The sequence below is a fragment of the Woeseia oceani genome (assembly GCF_001677435.1).
Taxonomy (GTDB): Bacteria; Pseudomonadota; Gammaproteobacteria; order Steroidobacterales; family Woeseiaceae; genus Woeseia; species Woeseia oceani.
This window is the reverse complement of the sequence record NZ_CP016268.1, coordinates 3,026,782-3,047,833: the sequence shown is the minus strand read 5'-3', so window position 1 is coordinate 3,047,833 and position 21,052 is coordinate 3,026,782. Positions and strand designations below refer to the sequence as shown.

17 protein-coding genes are annotated in these 21,052 nt (G+C 57.6%); 13 read left to right on the top strand and 4 right to left on the bottom strand.

All coding sequences use genetic code 11. The annotated features are described in order from the left end of the window. Positions 1-560 precede the first annotated feature (560 nt). A complete protein-coding gene (katG, locus tag BA177_RS13820; RefSeq protein WP_068617151.1) occupies positions 561-2,819 on the top strand; it encodes a catalase/peroxidase HPI in 2,259 nt (752 codons plus the stop codon). A 155-nt stretch (positions 2,820-2,974) separates the two neighbouring features. Here the strand turns inward: katG and BA177_RS13815 are convergent, their stop codons facing one another. Then, complete coding sequence (locus BA177_RS13815; protein WP_068617149.1) at positions 2,975-3,439, bottom strand: GNAT family N-acetyltransferase; 465 nt, start codon at positions 3,437-3,439, stop codon at positions 2,975-2,977. A 327-nt stretch (positions 3,440-3,766) separates the two neighbouring features. On the opposite strand from BA177_RS13815, the gene BA177_RS13810 reads away from it, so the two are divergent. Both BA177_RS13810 and BA177_RS13805 read left to right on the top strand, forming a co-directional pair. Continuing rightward, entirely contained in the window at positions 3,767-5,059 is a 1,293-nt protein-coding gene (locus BA177_RS13810) for an MFS transporter (protein WP_068617147.1), read from the top strand. A gap of 204 nt (positions 5,060-5,263) precedes the next feature. Then, on the top strand, positions 5,264-5,956 hold the full coding sequence (locus BA177_RS13805; protein ID WP_068617145.1) for a VIT1/CCC1 transporter family protein: 693 nt from the start codon (positions 5,264-5,266) through the stop codon (positions 5,954-5,956). Positions 5,957-6,054: 98 nt separating this feature from the next. On the opposite strand, the gene BA177_RS13800 is transcribed toward BA177_RS13805, so the two are convergent. Next, a complete protein-coding gene (locus tag BA177_RS13800) occupies positions 6,055-6,624 on the bottom strand; it encodes a MarR family winged helix-turn-helix transcriptional regulator (RefSeq protein ID WP_068617143.1) in 570 nt (189 codons plus the stop codon). A gap of 129 nt (positions 6,625-6,753) precedes the next feature. Here BA177_RS13800 and BA177_RS13795 point away from each other — a divergent pair, with 129 nt between their 5' ends. The 8 genes from BA177_RS13795 (at position 6,754) to BA177_RS13760 (ending at position 14,992) form a co-directional block, all read left to right on the top strand. Then, entirely contained in the window at positions 6,754-6,990 is a 237-nt protein-coding gene (locus BA177_RS13795) for a thioredoxin (protein ID WP_068617141.1), read from the top strand. A gap of 289 nt (positions 6,991-7,279) precedes the next feature. Next, positions 7,280-7,831 carry a peroxiredoxin family protein gene (locus BA177_RS13790; RefSeq protein WP_068617139.1) on the top strand — a complete coding sequence of 184 codons (552 nt, stop codon included), beginning with the start codon at positions 7,280-7,282 and terminating at the stop codon, positions 7,829-7,831. Between the two features lie 144 nt (positions 7,832-7,975). Next, positions 7,976-9,217: an MgtC/SapB family protein gene (locus BA177_RS13785; protein ID WP_197493058.1), complete on the top strand. Its 1,242-nt coding sequence runs from the start codon at positions 7,976-7,978 to the stop codon at positions 9,215-9,217. A gap of 153 nt (positions 9,218-9,370) precedes the next feature. Further along, positions 9,371-9,991, top strand: a complete 621-nt coding sequence (locus BA177_RS13780) for a hypothetical protein (protein WP_068617137.1) — start codon at positions 9,371-9,373, stop codon at positions 9,989-9,991. Between the two features lie 13 nt (positions 9,992-10,004). After that, positions 10,005-10,763, top strand: a complete 759-nt coding sequence (locus tag BA177_RS18670; protein WP_068617135.1) for a TonB-dependent receptor plug domain-containing protein — start codon at positions 10,005-10,007, stop codon at positions 10,761-10,763. An 18-nt stretch (positions 10,764-10,781) separates the two neighbouring features. After that, entirely contained in the window at positions 10,782-12,140 is a 1,359-nt protein-coding gene (locus BA177_RS18665; RefSeq protein WP_156762838.1) for a TonB-dependent receptor, read from the top strand. Between the two features lie 10 nt (positions 12,141-12,150). Beyond that, positions 12,151-13,479, top strand: a complete 1,329-nt coding sequence (locus tag BA177_RS13765; protein ID WP_068617131.1) for a PepSY-associated TM helix domain-containing protein — start codon at positions 12,151-12,153, stop codon at positions 13,477-13,479. A 190-nt stretch (positions 13,480-13,669) separates the two neighbouring features. After that, positions 13,670-14,992, top strand: coding sequence for a hypothetical protein (locus BA177_RS13760; RefSeq protein WP_156762837.1), 1,323 nt, complete (start codon positions 13,670-13,672; stop codon positions 14,990-14,992). Positions 14,993-15,089: 97 nt separating this feature from the next. Here the strand turns inward: BA177_RS13760 and BA177_RS13755 are convergent, their stop codons facing one another. Continuing rightward, complete coding sequence (locus tag BA177_RS13755) at positions 15,090-16,364, bottom strand: O-acetylhomoserine aminocarboxypropyltransferase/cysteine synthase family protein (protein WP_068617127.1); 1,275 nt, start codon at positions 16,362-16,364, stop codon at positions 15,090-15,092. 28 nt (positions 16,365-16,392) lie between these two features. Continuing rightward, positions 16,393-17,448 carry a homoserine O-succinyltransferase MetA gene (gene metA / locus BA177_RS13750; RefSeq protein WP_068619395.1) on the bottom strand — a complete coding sequence of 352 codons (1,056 nt, stop codon included), beginning with the start codon at positions 17,446-17,448 and terminating at the stop codon, positions 16,393-16,395. A 354-nt stretch (positions 17,449-17,802) separates the two neighbouring features. Between metA and BA177_RS13745 the strand changes: the two genes are divergently transcribed. After that, the gene (locus tag BA177_RS13745; protein ID WP_068617126.1) at positions 17,803-18,687 is read left to right on the top strand and encodes a carbon-nitrogen hydrolase family protein; all 885 of its coding nucleotides are present in this window, start codon (positions 17,803-17,805) and stop codon (positions 18,685-18,687) included. Between the two features lies 1 nt (position 18,688). Continuing rightward, on the top strand, positions 18,689-21,052 hold the full coding sequence (locus BA177_RS13740) for a TonB-dependent receptor (protein ID WP_068617125.1): 2,364 nt from the start codon (positions 18,689-18,691) through the stop codon (positions 21,050-21,052).

Here is a 21,052-nt window from a genome sequence, read left to right as displayed (position 1 = left end):
TGGCCGGCCGAATAGACACAGACGACTGAGACAGGCTTTTCCGCTATACAAACATTGGCCTCTCGATTGGCCTTGTTCTGCCGCACGTTGAAGCGGGAGAGGTGGCAGGGCTTCGCACGGCAACACGTCCTGTTGCGAAGTAAGCCGCCGCCGCTGTCCAATAGGCACGCATACAGGTGGCGATAAAAAGTGCCTGCTTGTCTGTCGCGACAAGTTCCGTGGGGCGGTGCCCGTTACTTGTCAAATACCGGTTTCGAATGCCATCCCGGCTAAGGCGGGCGTTTTTCGTCCTTGTCATTCCATAAGGATTGCGGGATTGATCGGAATGCGCATTTTCACTGCCGTGGCAGTAGCATTCAGACGCTAATTCCGTTTGTTTGCGCCGCTGTGAAGGGCGCTTAAAGCAGGGGGTAACGCTGCAAGTGTTACTATAAGCAGTACAGGCATATTGATCGTAAAGACAGGATAGTGCGACCGAAATAATCGTATTTATCGAAATGTTAGTTTGCGTTGAAATTCCGGTTGCACAGCAATTTTGCGTGCCATAAGCGGAGATTCCGATGCGTAAACAGGCCCTGTATATTCTGGTGTCGTTAGCGGTCGTACTGACACCACTGATTGCAACCACCTCTGCGTATGCAGAGGGCGAGCCGAAGTCCAACCAGTTTTGGTGGCCGGATAACCTAAACCTCGCGCCACTGCGGCAACACGCTGCTGCATCCAATCCTTTAGGCGACGACTTCGACTACGCGGAAGCATTTAACAATCTTGATATCGACGCCGTCAAAGCGGATATCGAAGCTTTGATGACCACCTCGCAGGACTGGTGGCCGGCGGACTACGGCCACTACGGCCCGTTCTTCATACGTATGGCGTGGCACAGCGCCGGTACGTATCGCACCATCGACGGACGTGGCGGTGCTGGTGGCGGGCAGCAGCGTTTCGAGCCACTGAACAGCTGGCCCGACAATGCCAATCTCGACAAAGCCCGGCGTTTGTTGTGGCCAGTCAAACAGAAGTATGGCCGCAGTATTTCCTGGGCAGATCTGATGGTGCTTACCGGCAATGTTGCACTGGAATCGATGGGCTTTAAGACTTTCGGTTTCGCCGGTGGACGCCAGGATGACTGGGAGGCCGACCTGGTCTACTGGGGGCCGGAAAACGAATTCCTTGCCGATGAACGCTATAGCGGCGAGCGGGAGCTGCAAAAGCCTCTTGGTGCCGTACAAATGGGCCTGATCTACGTGAATCCGGAAGGTCCGAATGGCAAGCCAGACCCATTGCTGGCCGCGAAAGATATTCGCGAAACATTTGGCCGCATGGCGATGAATGACGAAGAGACGGTTGCGCTCATAGCCGGTGGCCATACGTTCGGTAAAGCGCACGGCGCAGCCGCTCCGGCAGATTGTGTTGATGTTGAGCCGGCGGCGGCCGGCGTCGAGATGCAAGGCATCGGCTGGAAGAATAAGTGCGGCAGCGGCAAGGCCGGTGATACTATAACCAGTGGCCTTGAAGGCGCTTGGTCAGCCAATCCGACGGCATGGACCACGCAGTACCTTGATAACCTGTTTGGATTCAACTGGGTGATGTCAAAGAGCCCGGCGGGCGCTACGCAGTGGGTACCCGATACAGCATCGGCGGCCAATATGGTTCCCGACGCGTTCGATGCCAGCAAGCGGCATGCGCCAATTATGTTTACGACCGATCTGTCCCTGAAGTTCGACCCGAGCTACCGAAAAATTGCGAAACGCTTCCAGGAAGATCCCCGGGAGTTCGAGCTGGCATTTGCCAAGGCCTGGTTCAAGTTGACTCATCGTGACATGGGGCCTCGCGCCCGTTATCTGGGCGATCATGTGCCAGCCGAAACGCTGTTGTGGCAGGATCCGGTCCCTGCTGTCGACCACGTGCTTGTGAACGCGAATGATATTGCTGCGCTCAAAGCGGAGATTCTGGACTCAGGGTTAACCGTGCCGGAGCTGGTTCGCACCGCGTGGGCGTCGGCGGCCAGCTTCCGCGGCACGGATATGCGTGGTGGAGCCAATGGTGCGCGGGTTCGACTGGCTCCGCAAAAGGATTGGGACGCAAATAATCCGGCTGAACTGGACAAGGTATTGAAACGTCTGACTGCGATTCAGACTGCGTTCAATCGGAAGCAGTCGGGTGGCAAGAAAGTATCGCTGGCCGACCTGATTGTTCTCGGCGGCGCTGCGGCCATCGAAGAAGCCGCTCGAGCGGCAGGTCACGACGTAGAGGTTCCGTTTTCGCCGGGACGCAGCGATGCATCTCAGGCGCAAACGGATGTGCAGTCGTTTGCGGTCCTGGAACCGACGGCTGATGGCTTCCGCAACTACTACAGCGACAACAGCCAGTTGTCGCCCGCCCGGATGCTGGTCGACAAAGCCAGTTTGCTGACTTTGTCAGTTCCCGAAATGACGGCGTTGATCGGTGGGTTGCGGGTACTGGACGCGAACACCGGTTCGATAAAGCACGGTGTTTTTACCGATCAGCCGGGGACGCTTAGCAATGATTTCTTTGTCAACTTGTTGTCGATGTCCACCGAGTGGTCGAAGTCACCAGCAGAAGAGGGCGTATACGAAGGTCGTGATCGTGCCACTGCCACGTTGAAATGGACTGCAACGCCGGTTGATCTGGTATTTGGTTCACACGCGGAGCTGCGTGCTGTTGCCGAGGTTTATGCTGAAGCAGGCGCCGAGAGGCGGTTCGTAAACGACTTTGTAGCAGCGTGGGTGAAGGTGATGACACTGGATCGCTATGATCTCGCCCGAGAAGTGTCGGCTGCCAACTACGCCAGTCGGTAATTGCGGTACGGCCGGAGCTTTCAGCTCTGGCCGTTCTCAACTGGAAAACCGGACGGCGGCGCATAATGCGCCGCCGTCTTGCGTTTCGGGCGATGTGCCGCTAGCGCGTGGAGTAGCTGGCGCACGACGCGACGGCGTGGAAGCCGTCAGGCTCTTCAGTCAGCCTGAGCCGGTGTTGCGAGATAGTACGAGTAGAACTCCGTGTCACGTTCATAGCCAAGCGTTTCGTAGAGTGACTGCGCGGTCGTGTTGTCCGTTGCCGTGCTCAAGGTGAGGCCTTTGGCGCCAGACTCAATCGAGTGATCTCTGGCGGCATTCATCAGTCGGGTTCCTACGCCATGGCCGCGAGCAGCGCTGTCAACATACAGGTCATTGAGTATCCACATTCGCTCAGCTGATACCGAGGAGAACGTCGCAAACAATTGTGTAAATCCAAGGTAGTTGCCGGATTCGTCTTCCGCAAAAAAGATCACGGATTCCGCGTTTCCAAGGCGGTCCGTCAGGAATTGCAAGGCGAGATCCGGGTCGCTTTTCTGTTTGTAGAAAACGCGGTAAGCATCGAACAGCTTTGCGACTCCAGCCACGTTATCGAGTGAGGCGCGCCGGATTGATATATTCATCGAGGTACCTTTCCTTCTGTTAGTGACTGTTACCTACGAGGGTATCCGGCTCCGGGTACACATTCCAGCGAAGTCATTCGCTATCCTGGCGGCCTGCAGCTGACAGTTTCTGCAAGGGGGCGTCGATAGCGCTGCAGGCAATGCCTGTTGCTGAGTATCTGTGTTGAATGGGCACCGATCTGATACCGGATTGCGTATGGCAATGGATGGTTGTTTCGCTGTGAGTACTGGGTATCACGCCAGGCGGCTTATCGAATTGGCTCGCATGATGTAATGTGCCGGGGGCATCAACCGATTTCAGAAAGGGACACCCGCAGGGAAAGCCGTATGAGTTCCGATTCACGAGATATCCTGGCTACTGCGCCGATGAAGCCGATGCAGTGGGTCATCGTCATCGTTTGCATCTTGTTGACTGCACTCGATGGTTTCGACGTGCTGTCCATCAGTTTCGCGTCGCCGGGGATTGCTGATGAATGGGGTATCAATCGTGCGGCCCTGGGCATCGTACTTTCCATGGAGCTTATTGGCATGGCTATAGGGTCCATGATCTTCGGCAGTATTGCCGATAGTATTGGTCGCCGGCCAACCGTGTTCGTTGCGTTGTCATTGATGACCATTGGCATGTATCTCGCCAGTACAGCCAACAGTGTCGAGATTCTCTCGTTGTACCGTTTGCTGACCGGGCTGGGTATTGGTGCCATGTTGGCAACGGCGAGCGCGCTGACGGCGGAATTTTCCAACACTCGCCGACGAAATCTGGCTGTGGTGCTGATGGCAGGCGGTTATCCCGTAGGTGTGATTATCGGCGGTATGGTGGCAACCTCGCTGCTCGCCGACTACGGCTGGCGTTCCGTATTCTTGCTGGGAGCGGGCGGGACCGCGGCGTTCTTTCCTATAGTGTGGTTTTTCCTCCCGGAATCGGTGGCTTACCTGGCCGAACGACAACCATCCGGTGCATTGCGAAAAATCAACAAGACGCTGCACCGACTCGGTCACCCGGGTATCGATTCGCTACCAGAGTTGCGGCCGCAGCGTGCGGTATTGAGTGTGAAAGAGTTGTTTACGCCTCGACTACGGCGCACAACCGTATTGCTGACCGGGGCCTACTTTTTTCATATCACGACGTTCTATTTCATTCTCAAATGGATTCCCAAAATAGTTGTCGATATGGGGTTTGATGCCTCGATGGCTGGAGGAGTCCTGGTCTGGGCCAACGTAGGTGGGCTGGCGGGAGCATTGTTGATTGGTTTGCTGAGCCTTCGTTATCGCATACAGGGGTTGATTGTTGTCGCACTCTTATCCGGTGCCGCGGGTGTGGTCTGGTTTGGCTTCGGTCAGTCGGACCTGATGGAATTGTCGATGGTTGCCGCGTTTGCAGGATTCTTTACCAATGCTGGTGTAGTTGGTATGTACGCAATTTTTGCGCAAAAATTTCCAACCGACGTTCGTGCGGGCGGTACTGGTTTTGCCATTGGCGTTGGCCGTGGGGGCTCCGTCCTCGGGCCGATGCTCGCTGGCTTTCTGTTTGCCGCCGGTGCGGGATTGCCGGTTGTTGCGACCGTCATGGCAAGCGGGTCGGTGGTTGCCGCCGCTCTGTTATTGCTTACCAGCCGCGAGTAGGTCTGGCCGTGGATTGCAGTGGCGATTACCTCTTGTGTATGGCTATGAAACAAAGGTTGCTGGTCCTGTGAAGTTTGCTGATATGAGTCGGCAGTGGGGCGGTTGGGCGAGACGGCGATGCACGGTGTGTCATGTCTGTCGACGCGAATTAATTGCGGCGGAGTTCACGACCGGCACCGCCATAGATTGCACGGGGTGGGCTGAATGAGCTTTGCGGGGCACGAACACAAGGTCAATCGGGTTGGTTGGTTGCGCGCAGCGGTGCTCGGTGCCAATGACGGAATTGTGTCCACCGCCAGCCTTATTATTGGAATCGCAGCCGCTGGTTCGGCGCAGGAAAATATTCTGCTGGCCGGGATTGCCGGACTGATTGCCGGTGCGATGTCGATGGCTGCTGGAGAATACGTATCCGTCAGTTCCCAGTCGGACACTGAAAAGGCGGATCTCGCCCTCGAGCAGGCATCGTTGGATCAGCATTTTGAATTCGAACAGCAGGAGCTGGCCGAGATCTACGAAGGCCGTGGATTGGAACCGGAGCTGGCCCGTCAGGTTGCGCAACAACTGATGGCGCACGACGCTCTTGGCGCGCATGCCAGAGATGATATCGGAATCTCGGAAAACATCGTCGCCAGACCTTTGCAGGCGGCCTATTCGTCGGCGGCCGCGTTTTCAGTGGGTGCGGTTTTGCCGTTGCTGGTCGCATGGGCAATCGCAGGGCCCCGGCAAATAGCCTTTGTAGCCAGTGCGTCGCTACTGTCTCTTGCCTTACTCGGCGGCATTGCTGCGCACGCAGGCGGAGCGCGCATTCTGACTGGCGTTATCCGCGTCGTCGTCTGGGGAAGTCTTGCCATGTTGCTGACGGCATTGGTCGGTCGACTGTTTGGTGTCGTCGCCTAGCGCCCGGCAGGCTCGGTTCCAACTGTTTGCGAGTACTGCACATCGCGAATTGCGCCGCCGACCGTGCGCTCTTCACGGCAATTCGGAGTGATGTGCGGCTAGCGCGCGACCGGCAGTTGTTCAAAACAAATGGCCTGTGACTCGGACTCTGCGAGCTTTGCTTCCAGCAGCAGGCAATAATGCGGGCCGCCGTCCGGGTGCTGCTTCGCAAAATACCGGCAATCCCGACATTGACCAAATGGCTGCCGGGCTTGCGCATTCAGCCGGGCCGCCAGCAATGCTTCCAGACCCTTCGCAAGTCCGGGTTGGGCCGTCGCATCCAGGGCCTGCACGGCGCTGACTGTGGCGCGCAGCGGATCACGACGCAACAGCGCCTGCCCTTTGCTGGTCAACGACAACAATTTGCTTCGCTTGTCCTGTGGATCCGTGCGTTTGCGAACATAGCCTTTGTTTTCCAGGCTGTTCAGTGTTTGCGAGACAGTGCCTTTGGTAATGCCAAGGTAGGCGGTCAGGGCGACAGCTGTGCGGGAAAAGCGGTTGGCCCGATCCAGGTAGCGCAATGCTTCCCAATGGACAGGCAGGAGGCCTTCGGCGTGCGCCTCGGTAGTTATCAGGCGGCCGACACGCTCAATTAGCGCCGCCACCCGGTCTGCAGGGGTCAGTTTCATGGGCTGATAGTATCGACTCAATACAAAGCTTGCAATCTGTGGCAACGCTGACTATGATCCAAGCGGTATCGAGTCGATACGAAAAAACATGACTCTTGTTACTCCGAATTACTGCATAGGATCAAAACCATGACTACGAAAGCGACGTTTTTTCATGCCGGCTGCCCGGTTTGTGTTGACGCTGAACAGCAGTTCGCCGAAAGCCTGAACCCCGAAAAATTCGATGTTGAGATTGTGCACCTCGGTACTGCGCCTGAGCGTCTGGCCGATGCGGAAAAAGCAGGAGTGAAATCGGTGCCTGCGTTCGTTATCGGAGATGCGACGTACCACATTAATTTTGGTGCGAGTCTGGCGGACCTCAAATAGTGTGAACCACGGTGGCGCCGACCATGGTTGGTGCCACCTTTGCGCTGTCCATGAATTACTCCGTTACCTGGTCGCAGCGAAGCTCGCGGCAGGACGGTTGTTCATTCCAGCTGCCGGGAACGAAGGGCGTTCCCACGTCATCTGCACCGCAGTGACAAGTACGCCGGTCATTGTTGCGGATAAGGGCCTACCGCGAAGGGCACGACACATAGAGCTCTGCGATGCAGACTGGCAGTCATTCAGCTTTTGGAAATACGCTGGACCAGCCAATCTGAGATGAGGCAATACCATGTATAAAGCGCCTGAGTTGAAAGTATGCGCATGGCTCAATACCGAAGCGCCTGTCACCCTCGCTGAGCTCCGGGGCAGGGTGGTGGTCATTGAGGCATTCCAGATGTTGTGTCCGGGGTGCGTGGCGCATGGCCTGCCGCAGGCCAAACGCGTCGCTGAGACCTTCCGGGATGAAGACGTGGTGGTGCTGGGTCTGCACACCGTGTTTGAACACGTGGAAGTACAGGGTGGCCGCGACGCGCTGGCAGCATTCATGCACGAATACCGCATACCCTTTCCGGTTGCTATTGATGCGCCCGGTGAGCAGGGGCGCCTCCCCGAAACCATGTCAGCTTACGGAATGCGGGGAACCCCCACCCTGTTATTAATCGACCGTGCCGGACTGCTTCGGCAGCAGTATTTCGGCGCCATTGACGACATGCGGCTAGGTGCGGAAATCATGTCTTTGCTGCAACATTCCACTGCAAGCACTGCAGACAGGGCCGCGCCTGACGATGGCGCGCTGGACTCCCCAGCGGCATGCACTGAGGAGTCCTGCGCGGCCCCATAGGGCGCGTTGGTCGCGGTCACAAATCAGCCGCTATTGATCGCTCATCAAGACAATGCGTAATCGCCACGTTCACGGACAGTGGCCCGCATGCGGCGAATAACGGTAGGATAGTCGGCCACCGGTACTGTTGCTGCGGGGCCCCAGTTGGATCAGCAGATTTTCAAAGCATTTGGCATAGCGTTATTGCTGGGCCTGCTCGTCGGTTTACAACGCGAATGGGACAAACACCCGCTCGCGGGGATTCGCACATTCACCCTGATCACGCTGTTCGGTGCCGCCAGCGCATTGCTTGCGCGAGACTATGGTGGGCTGCTGGTCGCGGCTAGCTTGATCGCGGTGGTCGGCCTGTTGGTAACCGGCAACTGGATGGCTGAGAACGGCAATCAGCAAGCCGACTCAGGACAGACGACGGAAATCGCAGCACTGGTAATGTTCGCCGTTGGCGCCATGCTGATGTCTGGTTATACCCTGCCTGCTGTCGTTTTGGGTGGAACCACTGCTGTACTGCTGCATCTCAAAGAACGTCTGCAATCCGCGATCGTTCGCATCAGTGCAAGCGATGCGCGCGCCATATTTCAGTTTGTATTGATCGCACTGGTTATTCTGCCGTTGTTGCCGGACAAAGAGTACGGGCCCTACGCGGTCCTTAATCCGTTCAAAGTCTGGTTAATGGTTGTGTTGATCGTGGCAATCAGCCTTTGCGGCTATTTGGCCTACCGCTTCGTGGGGGTTCGCGGGGGCGCGTTGCTGGCCGGTATTTTGGGTGGCTTTATTTCGAGTACGGCGACTACCGTGAGTTATGCCCGGCAGTGTGCGGAACACCCCAAAGCGATAGGCACGGCTGCCATGGTGATCGTCATTGCCTCAACGATCGTAATGGTGCGGGTTGCCATTGAAGTGGCTGCCGTTGCCGGCACTTTACTCAAGAGTCTGTTGCCACCGTTGTTACTGCTTTTCGTCTTCATGCTCAGTGCGAGCGCCTGGCTTTACTTTCGGATGCAGCAGGCCCATACCGAACCACCAACGCACGGCAATCCTTCGCAACTCAAGCCAGCGATTATTTTCGGCCTGTTGTACGCCGTCGTCTTATTTGTGGTGGCCTTCGTGGACGACCAGTTTGGGCACAAGGCGATCTACGTGGCTGCAACTATTTCCGGATTGACTGATGTTGATGCGCTCACTCTGTCGGTTGCGGAGCTTTACAACCAGGAACGTATCGAAGACAGCATGGCCTGGCGCGCGATTCTGATCGCCACGTTGTCGAACCTCGTATTCAAGGCCGGAGCGGCCGGTGTTCTCGGCGGCAAGAAACTGTTCGCGGTGGTCGGTTCGGTGTTTGCAGCGACAATTGCGCTGGGGGTGGGGCTCATTCTGCTGTGGCCATAGCCGTTCGGCAGGTCTACACCGGCTGCTACTATCGGTAAGCAGTCTTGACGTTGTGATTATTCGACGCGTTTAGTGGTCGTCATCGTACCAAGCAGAATCTGTCGACGGCACAGGATATCCTTGCTTATACTGGGTCAGCTTGGACCCAAAATAATGCATAAAACCTTTTCCAATCGATCACGACTTCGCCTGATAAGCCTTATTTTTCTGGGCTTGTCGGTACGGGTGCTGACGCCTGCGGGGTACATGCCGGCGTCATTGGCAGAAGGTGGGCCTTTCGTCCTTTGTCCGGGCGGCCTGTCAGGGGCAGTGTATTTTCTTGCGCCGGACCGTGCTGCCGACGGCGACTATGAAGCACTCGGGCAGACATCCGGGCTTCATCACGGTGCTCACGCGCAAAGCCTGCTTGTCGACTTTGGCGTTCAAGACCAAGGCATGCACGGCGGACACGGTGACCATGGCCCGAGTGCACAGGGCGACGATCAGCATGGCGGGCACGAGGCAAGTACCTGGGAGTTCTGCCCCTTTGGCGCGGTCTTCGGCTCATCCGGGCTGACCGCCGATGTTGCCCCAGCGGATCTCCTTGATGCCTCGCGCTACCTGGCCGACATATCCAACGATGTATTCACATCGCTTACCGTCAGAACTTATCGCGCGCGCGCCACCGCAAGCCAAACCTCTCTCTACCTGACGCAGCGACTCGCTGCAGTATTTTCCGATCGCTGCTTTGCGGAATTCCGCAGTGCAGTGTTCGGATGTGTAGTTATTCCATAGAGGTTATAACCGTATGAATACCGGTATTCGTACTGCGGCGTACGTAACGTCGCTAGTCGTGGTGCAACTGTGCACCCAACTCGCACTTGCGCAAGACAAGAGCACCGACGATGACGATCAGGTCATCGATGCCATCACGGTGTTCGGCACCCAGAGCAATCTGGCATCGGCCAGCGCGGAAGCCGCATTGACGCCCGGTGGGGTTGAGCTGATTGATATGGATGAGTTCCGTGAACGCAACGTATCCAGCCTGGCGGACGTGCTTCGACATGCACCGGGGATCTGGTCTACCAGTGACAATGGCAGTGAAGCCATCTTCTTTTCCAGCCGGGGCTCCAATCTCGACTCGACTGACTACGACATGAATGGCATCAAATTGTTGCAGGACGGCTTGTCGGTCACCTCGGCCGATGGCAATAACCATAATCGCATTATTGATCCGTTGAGCGCGCGTCATGCCGTGGTCGCTCGCGGTGCGAATTCCATGAAATATGGCGCCAGCACACTCGGTGGCGCGATCAACTTCGAGTCGGTCACCGCGCGGGACGGCACGGGCGCAGACCTGTCTTTGAACGGCGGCAGTTTTGGTCAATTGCAAACACGTCTGACGTTCGCAGATACCTTCGACAATGGTCTGGACGGATTACTGACCATTGAGGCCAGGCAATGGGATGGCTACCGCGAGCACAATGAGCAGGAGCGGTTGGGCTTGTACGCAAACGCGGGCTGGCAAATTTCGCCTGACGTGGCAACGCGGGTTTACGCAACCTGAATCGACAATAATCAGGAATTGCCAGGCGGTCTGACCCGCGCACAAATGCTCGCGGACCCCGAACAGGCCGCTGCCTCAGCTGTCAGTGGCCACTTTCAAGTGGACGTCGAAACCTGGCGGCTGGCCAGCAAGACCAGCTGGCAGATCGACGAACGGCAGCGACTGGATGTCGGCTTTTCCGTGGAAGAACAATCACTGTTTCATCCGATCGTTGACCGCGTCATGGTGGACTTCGACGGTCCCGGGCCCGCCGAACCGGTTGAAGTATTCAGCTTGCTGATCGCAACTGAGCAGCGCGATCATGGGACCGCGTTGCGCTACAACTATACGGGTGACCGGCATGACATCGTTGCCGGCGTCAATTATGCGCGGAGCAGTGTCGAGGGCGGCAACTACCGTAATCTGGGCGGTCAGATCAATGGCCTGAGTACGGTCGTCGATAACAGTGCTACGTTACTCGAGGCGTTCGTCATGGATCGCTGGAAGCTGAGTGAGCAACTGACTTTGGTGCTCGCTGCACAGGCGGTGTCGGCGGACAGAGAAGTTCGCAATACGGATGTTGCATCCGCCGTGCTGACCAATCCGCAGGACAGCTACGACGGGATCAATCCGCGTATAGGCATCGTCTACACTGTCAGCGACGGCGTTTCCTTGTACGCCAATGTCAGTCGTTTGTTCGAACCACCGACCAACTACCAGCTACAGGACAATGTAAGCGGTGGCGATGCAACGTTGAAGGCGATGAAGGGCGCAGCCGTGGAGGTCGGTACCCGCGGGACCCGCGAATTTGGCAGCGACGATCGCTGGAACTGGGATGTATCGATTTATCATGCAACGATCGACGACGAAATTCTTTCTGTCGAAGATCCTGCGGCTCCGGGAACCAGCCTGGCGACCAATATCGACAAGACCTTGCACTCCGGGCTTGAAGCGATGGTTGCTGGCGAATTTGGCCTCGGTGAATCGGGTCGGCACTATCTTGCGCCGCTCGTTAGCCTGACGGTCAACGAGTTCAGTTTCGAAGGCGATGCCGTTTACGGCGCCAATCAATTGCCCGCAGCGCCCGATTATGTGTTGCGTGGCGAAATGATGTATCGCAACGATCGCGGCTTTCAAGTCGGTCCCACGTTCGAGCGGGTGGGCAAGCGCTACGCGGACTTCGCCAATACCTACACGATAGACAGCTATGCGCTTATGGGACTTCGCGCTGCCTGTTCGGGTGAACGCTTCAGCGTGAACGCGACGGTGAACAACGTGTTCGATGAAAATTATGTAGCGAATCACAGCGTGCGCAACATCGCGGCGGAAAGTGACGCAATCCTGAATCCCGGTACACCGGTGTCCGCCTATGTCGGCGTTCGCTGGTTGCTGCGCTAGGAGCCCTGCGATGATGCGTAGCAATCTCTACCGCGCCGTCTGGCGCTGGCATTTTTATGCCGGCATTTTCGTCTTGCCATTCCTGATACTGCTGTCAGTAACCGGCGGTTTGTACTTATTCAAGGATGAGATAAACAGCCGCTTGTACGACGACCTGCTGCACGTCGAACCGGCTTCGGCGAGGCTGCCCGCATCTTCTCTGGTGCGGGCAGTATCCGCTGACTCCGATGGTGACATTGTCGGCTATATGCCGCCGTGGGCTGAGGATAGTTCGGCGCGGGTTATCGTTGACGACGGCGCCGGCAATTCCAGTTTCGTGTTTGTTGACCCGTACCAGGGATCGGTGCTCGGCGAGGTATCGCGCGGCCAGTTCGGCAATCTGCCGTTGATGAACTTGATCCGGCGACTCCACAGCCTGGAACAGGTCGGTTGGCTGGGCAATCGCTTGATCGAGGTCGTGGCTGGCTGGGCACTGATACTGGTATTGACCGGTGTGTACATGTGGTGGCCGCGCGGCCGCCGGGGGGGCGTTGTGAGCGTCAGGCGAAATGCCGGCCGGCGCTCCTTTTGGCGGGATGTACACGCGGTAACCGGTGTGTTCGCTTCGTTGCTCATTGTGTTTATGGCCCTGACCGGTCTGCCATGGTCGGGCGTATGGGGAGACAATCTCAAGCAGGTTATAAACGATGCCGGGCTGGGTTATCCGCCGGGGTACTGGTTTCCGGTCGTGGAGTCGACGATGCATATGCACGACACGGTCGTTCCGGCACCGTGGACGACAGAGCACATGCCGTTGCCGTCGTCAGGCAATGACGGCAACGTTGCGATTGACCTCGATACTGCAATTGAACTTTTCGACCGCAAGGGCATGCCGCCAGGCTACGTGATCAATATGCCGCGCGGTAGCAGTGGCGTGTGGTCGGCATCGGTCATTCCGGACAAAGTGCAGCAAAGCCGAACCATGCATCTCGATCAGTACAGTGGCGAGCTGTTATACGACGCGCGCTATTCGGATATGGGCGCGGCGGCGCGTATGATCGAGTGGGGCATCAGCGTGCACACCGGGCAGCAGTTCGGCCGACTCAATCAGTGGCTGATGTTGTTGACCTGTGTCGCGATACTGTTGATGTCGGTGGCCGCCATGATCATGTGGTGGCAACGCCGACCGGAAGGACGCCTTGGCGCGCCCAGCCACGTTAGCGGCTATCGTATTCCGCGCGGCGTACTGGTGATCCCCGTGGTCGTTGGAATCATCTTCCCGTTGGTTGGTCTATCTCTGCTGGCAGTACTCGCTATCGAGGCATTGTTGCCGGCACCGCTGCGGGCGCGGTTCAATTAGCCGGCGGGATGGCCTGGAGGTGCCCGGTATCGTGACTTTGAGTGGCGGTCGGGCGCCGCCTTGTTCTGGCGCTGGCGACAGGCTTGTTTTCCATTAAGGCCGGTCATTAGGCCAGTACGGCCGGGCCATTTGCGGCCTGTTCATTGCGGGCACTATGATGCATGCCCGGCTGGATCTACAAGGGTTCGCTATGGAGCAACGGCAAAAGACGGTTGGATGGACGCATGTTGCAGTCTGGCATGCAGTGATGTGGTTACTGGGCGGTGTATCGCTGCCCGGTTTGGTCGCGACAGCTGCAGAAGCACAGGAAGCGGCTGCCGATAGCCGAACGCACATGCCGGAAGCGCTGCGCGAGTCGATAAAAAAGGTGGTGCTGGTGGCCGGCGAGAGCCCGGCCGATGAAGCGATCGGCGGTACCTACGATAAGGCAACGCTGGGAATGGCCGGAGGGATGAGCAAGGGTTCCCAGCTGGGCCGTATCTCCAAGGAAATTGGTGGCGTGCCCATCAATATTCCCATACCAATACTTACTATTCCCGGCGCTATTTTTGGCGGACTGTCCGGTGCAGTGAAGCGTGAAATCCAGGAGTTCCGTGACGACCTGACCGAGGAGCTCGCCAACGCGGAGAACCAGCCGCTGACAGACGACGGACTGGCGTTGGACGTGTTCTGGCGGCTCCGGCAATTGCCGCATCTGGAATCAAAACTGTTCGCTCCGGCGGTAGAGATCCCCGAAGACACGGATGCCGTACTCTACGTCAGCTTTCATGAAGTGGGCATCGACGTGCAGGGCAAGGAAGCCATTATTTCCACAGCAGCCGAAGTTACGTTGCGACGATACAGCGACGGCGAGAAGCTGTACGAGACGCTGATTCGCTATCAAGACCGCGATACCTTGCGCAACTGGACAGCAAACAATAATGCGTTGTGGCAGAACTACGCGAACTATGCGCGTTATTACCTTGGCCGCGAGGCCGCGGCTGAAGTGTTCAACCGGGTGGAGCTGAGTCACGAGCTGCAGCCGGTAGCGACGGCAACGGCCGTCCCGCACCGCAAGAACCCGCTGGAGTATGTCAGCAAGACCGCTACACCAACGCTGGCTTGGGCAATGCACTTGACGGGCGGTGATCCCTACGGCAGTTGGGTAGACGAGATCAACGAGGAAAACACTTACTACGATATTGCGATCTTTGACGCGCAACGCCTCGTTTATGAAGAAGAGCAATTGCCGGATCCGCAGCATACGGTGGGTTACGGTCTTGAGCCATGCAAGACCTACCGTTGGTCGGTACGCCCGTCGTACCGGATTGACGGGCAGGTTCGGTTTGGCGAGTGGATGCGGTTTGCGGCTGATGCGCCGCCGGAGCCGGAGGAGGAGGCGACACGCGTGCGTGGCCTTGCGGCTACGCCGCCTTTGACCTACAGCAAAGAGTTGATTGGACGACAGGCATCCGCGGCACCGGCCTATACACAGGACTTTGCGTCGCTGACGATCGAGTGCGGCCGTCGTTAGACGGCCACACTGAGTTTGTTCTGAACCCGCAGGCAGGCTGTACCTGCCTGCGGCTCATGCGTTTCGTTCATGCAGCCGATACACAAACGACTGACTGTCAGGCCGCTGCCGCGAGCGCCTGATCCAGATCGGCAAGGATGTCGTCTATATGCTCGATACCGACGCACAGCCGGATCATGTCTGGCGTAACACCGGCGTTCTTCAGCTCTTCGTCCGACAACTGACGGTGCGTGGTGGATGCCGGGTGTGCCGCAAGTGATTTCACGTCACCGATATTTACGCAACGCACAAACATCTGCAGTGCGTCATAGAACTTGACGCCGGCATCAAAGCCGCCCTTGATACCAAAGGTCAGCAATGCCGATGGCTTGCCATTGGTGTATTTCTGCGCGAGGTCGAAGTACGGCGAATCCTCGAGCCCGGCGTAGCTGACCCAGTCGACTTTGGGGTGTTGCTTCAGGTGCTTCGCGACCGCAAGTGCGTTGTCGCAATGCCGTTCCATACGCAACGGCAACGTGGCCAGGCCTTGCAGGATAAGAAACGCGTTCATTGCGCTCATGGCCGAGCCGCTGTTGCGCAGTGGCACCGTCCGGGCGCGACCGATGTACGCGGCTGCTCCGAGCGCCTCTGTATAAACCACACCGTGATAGGACTCTTCCGGCTCGGTCAGCATGTGGAATTTCTTCGGATGATCAGCCCACGGAAACTGACCGGCATCCACGATGACACCGCCGAGAGAGTTGCCGTGTCCACCCATGTATTTGGTCAGTGCTTCGACAACGATATCGGCGCCCCACTTGATGGGTTTGATCAGTGCCGGCGAGGCGACCGTGTTATCGACAATCAGTGGTACGCCACGCTCATGCGCCATCTTGGCCAGGGCTTCGATATCAACGATATTGCCCGCCGGGTTACCAATCGACTCGCAGAAAATGGCGGTTGTGTTGTCGTCGATCAGCTTGCTCATGGCCGCCGCTGAGTCGTCGGCCGCAAAGCGTACTTCGATCCCGAGTTTTGGCAGCATGTGTTTGAACAGCGTGTAAGTGCCGCCGTACAGCATCGGCACGGAAACGATATTGTTACCACTTTCCGCGATGTTCAGAATGGCGTAGTTGACGGCCGCGCTGCCCGCACTGAGGCACAGTCCTGCGATTCCACCTTCAAGCTCGGCGCAACGCTTCTCAAGGACATCCACCGTCGGGTTCATGATGCGCGAGTAGATATTGCCTTCAACCGCGAGGTTGAACAGATCGGCACCGTGTTGTGCGCTTTCAAATTCGTAAGCAACGGTCTGGTAGACCGGCACCGCCAGCGATTTCGTTGTCGGGTCCGATTTGAAACCGGCGTGTATGGCTAGAGTCTGGTCTTTCATGGTTGATCCTATTGAGACGATTGAAGTGTCAGGATTGTCGCAGGAAATCTAGCGGTGCTTCCGGGTTCACACCCGCCATGAACTGTTTCTTGCGATCAAGATTGGTGAGCTGGTAGACGAGACCAAGCCAGTTATTAACGATGGCTTTGGCAGTATCGCCCCAAGTGTTATCCACGGCCTGCTCCAGTGCGGCTTCCAGAGCATCGGAAAAGGCATTGCGTTCAAGTTGCGCGGCGTCGATCAGTTGCAGCGCTTCGGGCGAAAAATAGTTTTCAGGGAAGGGGGGCATCGCGCTCAGTTCGCCGGATTGAAAACGGCGTACTTCGCGCTTGTATTCTTTCAACAAGCTGTTGCGATCGTATTCGGGGTGACCCTGAAAATACACGACGCGAGCCTGGTCCGGGCTGACTGCCATATGAACACCGCCATCCGTACTTTCAGCCAGTATGCGCAGGCCCGCCGCTTCAAGTTGGGTGCGGGAAATATCGTTGTAACGCGAATGCGGTGCATCGAAACGGGTATTCACCTCCCGTACCAGCGGGTGGTCGGCCGCGTGCACCTGGTGACTGTAAACGCCCCAGCGCTTCCCGGGCATCGGCTGACGATCAATATCGTGGTGGAACTTCAGCAGCGCGTGGGTTGCGAGGCAGGAGCAAAGAATGGATGCGACGTTCTTGTCAGCCCAGCGGACGATGTCCATCAGCGGGTCCCAGAACGGCTCTGTATCCAGTGCCGGGGTTGCGACGTTTGCACCGGTAATGATCAGGGCGTCGAGCCCCTGCTCTTGCAGGTCAGTGTAGCGACTGTAGTGTTGCTCAATGTAATCGCGGGTGGCAGCGCTGCGGTTCAGCTCAGGCAGCGAAAACGGGTAGACAAAAAACTGCGCAATCCGGTTGCTGCTGCCGATCAGACGTATGAACTGCCGCTCAGTCGCCTGCAATGCGGCGTCCGGCATCATGTTCAGCAGCCCTATGTGCAGTTCGCGGATGTCCTGGCGTTCAGCCCGTTCTTTGGAAAGCAAGTCATGGCCTTGTTCGCCAAGTTGGGCGAAGGTCGGCAACGTTGAATGGGCAACAAGTGGCACAGCGGGCATCAACCAGGTATTGAAGGGAACCGGAACTTTGCCAAAAGCACCGGCGGATGAAAAGCAATGCTTTGGCACGCCGGTATTCGGGAAAATTCTTTCCGGAATCCAATGACATGCCGCGTGGAGCCAATGCCACTTTGGCCCTAGCCGGGTGCTGCGGCGCGGCTTTTCCTTGCCCGTGGGCGGCCAGCGGCGACGTGCCTTTTGCCGGGCACGGCCGCTTGGTTCGAGGGTAGCAGCGCGGGCCACCCGCCCAGACTGCGCTGCAAACTGGTCTCATTGATACCCGCTAACTGGACCTATGCAGTCCCGGGCTGCCTGCGTAATGTCTCCGCAACCAAAGGGGAGATTATGAGCAGGATAGCGATCGCCGGGCTGCAACTGGAAGGCCCGAATGGCGACAATCTCGCGCACATGGAGGCTGAGATCGATTCCGCCATGCGCCGTTTTCCGTGGCTGGACATGCTGGTCGCGTCCGAGCTGAACGCCTGCGGTACCGATGTCCGCAACGCCGAGCCGATGCCGGGACCGCGCGAGCAGCGGTTCTGCGGGATCGCCCGGCGCCACGGCATCTGGCTGGTACCGGGTTCCATGTTCGAGGCGGCCGATGGCGTGGTTTACAACACGGTGCCGGTCATTTCGCCGCAGGGCGAGATCGTCGCCCGCTACCGCAAGATGTTCCCGTGGCTGCCCTACGAAGCGGACACAACTCCGGGCGATACCCCCGTGGTTTTCGATGTGCCGGGCGTCGGTTGCTTCGGAATTTCCAATTGCTACGACATCTGGTTCCCGGAGACTGCACGGGCGTTATCCAGCCTCGGCGCGGAAGTCATCCTGCACCCAAGTCTCACCAGCACGATAGACCGCCAGGCAGAGCACAACATCATTTGTGCGACAGCCGCGATGCACCAGTGCTACGTATTCGACGTCAACCTCGGACCGAGCGTGGGCTGCGGTCAGTCGATGATGGCGGGCCCGGGCGGTGAAGTGTTGTACAGCGCCGGCCGCGGCCGCGAAGTCATTCCGCTGCGGCTCGATCTCGACTACGTCAGGGATGTACGCAAGAACGGCTGGAACGGCCTGAGCCAGAACCTCAAGGCATTTCGCGACAGCAAGGTGCCATTTGCCAGCTACAACAATGGTGCCGCAACCGACTACCTGAATTCGCTGGGTCCGCTGGAAATGCCGACCCGACCGACTCAATCCAATACCGACTTTCCGCAAAGGGACAATTGACATGTCAACGAATCTTGTATTTCGCAGAACGCCGCTGGCGCTGGCTATCGGCTCCATTGTCGCCGGAGCCGCCGCCCCGAGTATGGCGCAGGACTCGGAAGTTCGCCTCGAGGAAATCATCGTAACCGCGACTCGCCGCGCCTCGTCGGTACAGGACGTGCCGTACAACATCTCCGCCTTCAGTGGCGATGCGATGGAGGCCGCGCTGATCACTGATCAGGTCGACCTGATGCGTGCCATGCCGGGTGTGGCGGTTGTTGACCGCGGCTACCGCAATTCGGGCGTGATCAACGGCATCATGATTCGTGGTGTCAACGTTGATGGCGCAGCGTTGGGCGACTATTCCTTGTCGGCAGTCCCGACGGTCTCGACCTACGTCAACGACACACCGCTGTATGCCAACTTTGTGTTGCGCGACCTCGAGCGCGTCGAAGTTTTGCGCGGACCGCAAGGTACCTTGTACGGCTCCGGTTCGCTTGGCGGCACGGTTCGTTACATTACCCGCGATCCGAAGTTCAGCGAGTACTCCGGTCAGGTCAATGTGGTAGGCAGCAATGTGAAAGGCTCTGATGGCAACGGCTGGAGTGCGGACGCCATTGGCAACTTCGGCTTCAGCGATGTTGCCGCATTGCGTATCAATATCGGTCACATGGATTACCCGGGTCTTACCGACTACGTTAATGTCTACGAACTCGATGCAAACGGCATTCCGGTCGCGCCAAACGGTGTGCTTGATCCCGCTGCCAGTTACCGGAATGTGGAAGATGCGGATACCGTTGATATCGACTACGGACGGGTATCGTTTCTGTTTGAACCGAATGACCGCTTCAAGTTACGTGCGGCATTGCAGGCGCAAAGCGACGAGATCGGCGGCCGTCGGCAGGAAACCGTTGGCGTTGACGGCTACGGCAGAACCTACCAAAGTTACGAGAACGGCTCGATCCAGTTGGAACCTTCGTCACGCGATGTGACGCTGGGCTCTTTGGAAATGGAGTTCGACCTGGGCTTTGCCACCCTGACCTCAAGTACCTCGGCGTACGATCATGACGGTGAAAGCGTCAGTGAGAACACCGGCTTTTACGCGCAGGCCGGTTTTCTCGCCTTCTATTACAACTACCCGCGACCGATGGCGTCTGCGGTCAGAACCTACGGCGACCGGGCGATCGTGCAGGAATTCCGTCTGGTTTCGACCACGGACGATCCGTTCCAGTACGTGGTTGGTGCGTTCTACCAGGATCAGGATCTGGACTCGACCCAGCAAAGTTTCGTGCGCGGTTTCAAGACCTGGTGGGACGCTTTCCTGCCCGGCCTGGAAGCCGTGGTAACGGGCGATATGGATTTCGACTACCAGCGCGGCGAGACTTATGAAGATATGTCGGTATTCGGCGAATTGTCGTATAACTTTACCGATGAGTTCCAGGCGACCGTTGGCTTCCGCTATTTTGACAACGATTTCACCAACACGACCTATGTAGATCTGCCGTTGTATGCGGGATTGTTTGTCCCGGAAACCAGCAACTTCGAAGTGAAGGATGATGATGTCCTGTTCAAGCTGAATGCATCCTGGGACGCCACCGAGAACTCGACCATTTACGGTACGGTTTCAGAAGGCTACCGCCGTGGCGGTGCGAACGCCGTACCGACCTCCGGCACGTTTGCGGAAGACCCGGGCTGGCTGCGCTACGACTCGGATTCGGTCATCAACTACGAGTTGGGCATAAAGAGCACCTTCGAGCGCACCCGCTTGTCCGCCGCTGTGTTCTATGTCGACTGGGACGACCCACAAGTCAACACGGCAACAACGAACTGGGGCTTCTTCTCCGTCCAGAACGGCGAGTCGGCCAGCAGCAGTGGTCTCGAGCTGGAACTGGACGGCGTGGTCAATGACTACTTCGAATACCGGCTCGGCTACGCCTATGTAAACGCAGAACTCGATGAGCCGTTGTTTGCACCGGATAACCCGACAGTGCCGCGTGCGCTGGCCGGGGCACAGCTGCCGGGCACACCGGAACATGCGTTGAACGCAACCGGTATCTTTACCAAAGACTTGTCTGCAGACAGGCAGTGGATCACCCGCGTGCACGCTTACTACCAGTCGGAAACCCGTAACGCGATCAATGACACGCCGACGTTCAATGTGGAACTCGACGCATTCACGCTGGTGGATATTTCGACCACCCTGATGTTGTCGAACTGGGATGCTACGCTGTTCATTCGCAATGTGGGCAATGAACGAGGTGTCACCGGTTTGTTCACCGAGGCATACATGGGAACGGCGCCTGCCAGCGGCTATTTCGGCAATGGCAGCAAGCAGTTCCTGTCGCAACCCCGTACGATAGGGGTGTCGGTGAACTACCGCTTCTGA

Excerpts from the sequence above, each read along its gene's own strand:
- BA177_RS13760 (WP_156762837.1), top strand. The coding sequence starts at position 13,670 with ATGGAGCAACGGCAAAAGACGGTTGGATGGACGCATGTTGCAGTCTGG.
- katG (WP_068617151.1), top strand. The coding sequence starts at position 561 with ATGCGTAAACAGGCCCTGTATATTCTGGTGTCGTTAGCGGTCGTACTG.
- BA177_RS13755 (WP_068617127.1), bottom strand. The coding sequence starts at position 16,364 with ATGAAAGACCAGACTCTAGCCATACACGCCGGTTTCAAATCGGACCCG.
- BA177_RS13795 (WP_068617141.1), top strand. The coding sequence starts at position 6,754 with ATGACTACGAAAGCGACGTTTTTTCATGCCGGCTGCCCGGTTTGTGTT.
- BA177_RS13790 (WP_068617139.1), top strand. The coding sequence starts at position 7,280 with ATGTATAAAGCGCCTGAGTTGAAAGTATGCGCATGGCTCAATACCGAA.
- BA177_RS18670 (WP_068617135.1), top strand. The coding sequence starts at position 10,005 with ATGAATACCGGTATTCGTACTGCGGCGTACGTAACGTCGCTAGTCGTG.
- BA177_RS13800 (WP_068617143.1), bottom strand. The coding sequence starts at position 6,624 with ATGAAACTGACCCCTGCAGACCGGGTGGCGGCGCTAATTGAGCGTGTC.
- BA177_RS13745 (WP_068617126.1), top strand. The coding sequence starts at position 17,803 with ATGAGCAGGATAGCGATCGCCGGGCTGCAACTGGAAGGCCCGAATGGC.
- BA177_RS13740 (WP_068617125.1), top strand. The coding sequence starts at position 18,689 with ATGTCAACGAATCTTGTATTTCGCAGAACGCCGCTGGCGCTGGCTATC.
- BA177_RS13815 (WP_068617149.1), bottom strand. The coding sequence starts at position 3,439 with ATGAATATATCAATCCGGCGCGCCTCACTCGATAACGTGGCTGGAGTC.
- BA177_RS13780 (WP_068617137.1), top strand. The coding sequence starts at position 9,371 with ATGCATAAAACCTTTTCCAATCGATCACGACTTCGCCTGATAAGCCTT.
- BA177_RS13810 (WP_068617147.1), top strand. The coding sequence starts at position 3,767 with ATGAGTTCCGATTCACGAGATATCCTGGCTACTGCGCCGATGAAGCCG.
- BA177_RS13765 (WP_068617131.1), top strand. The coding sequence starts at position 12,151 with ATGATGCGTAGCAATCTCTACCGCGCCGTCTGGCGCTGGCATTTTTAT.
- BA177_RS13805 (WP_068617145.1), top strand. The coding sequence starts at position 5,264 with ATGAGCTTTGCGGGGCACGAACACAAGGTCAATCGGGTTGGTTGGTTG.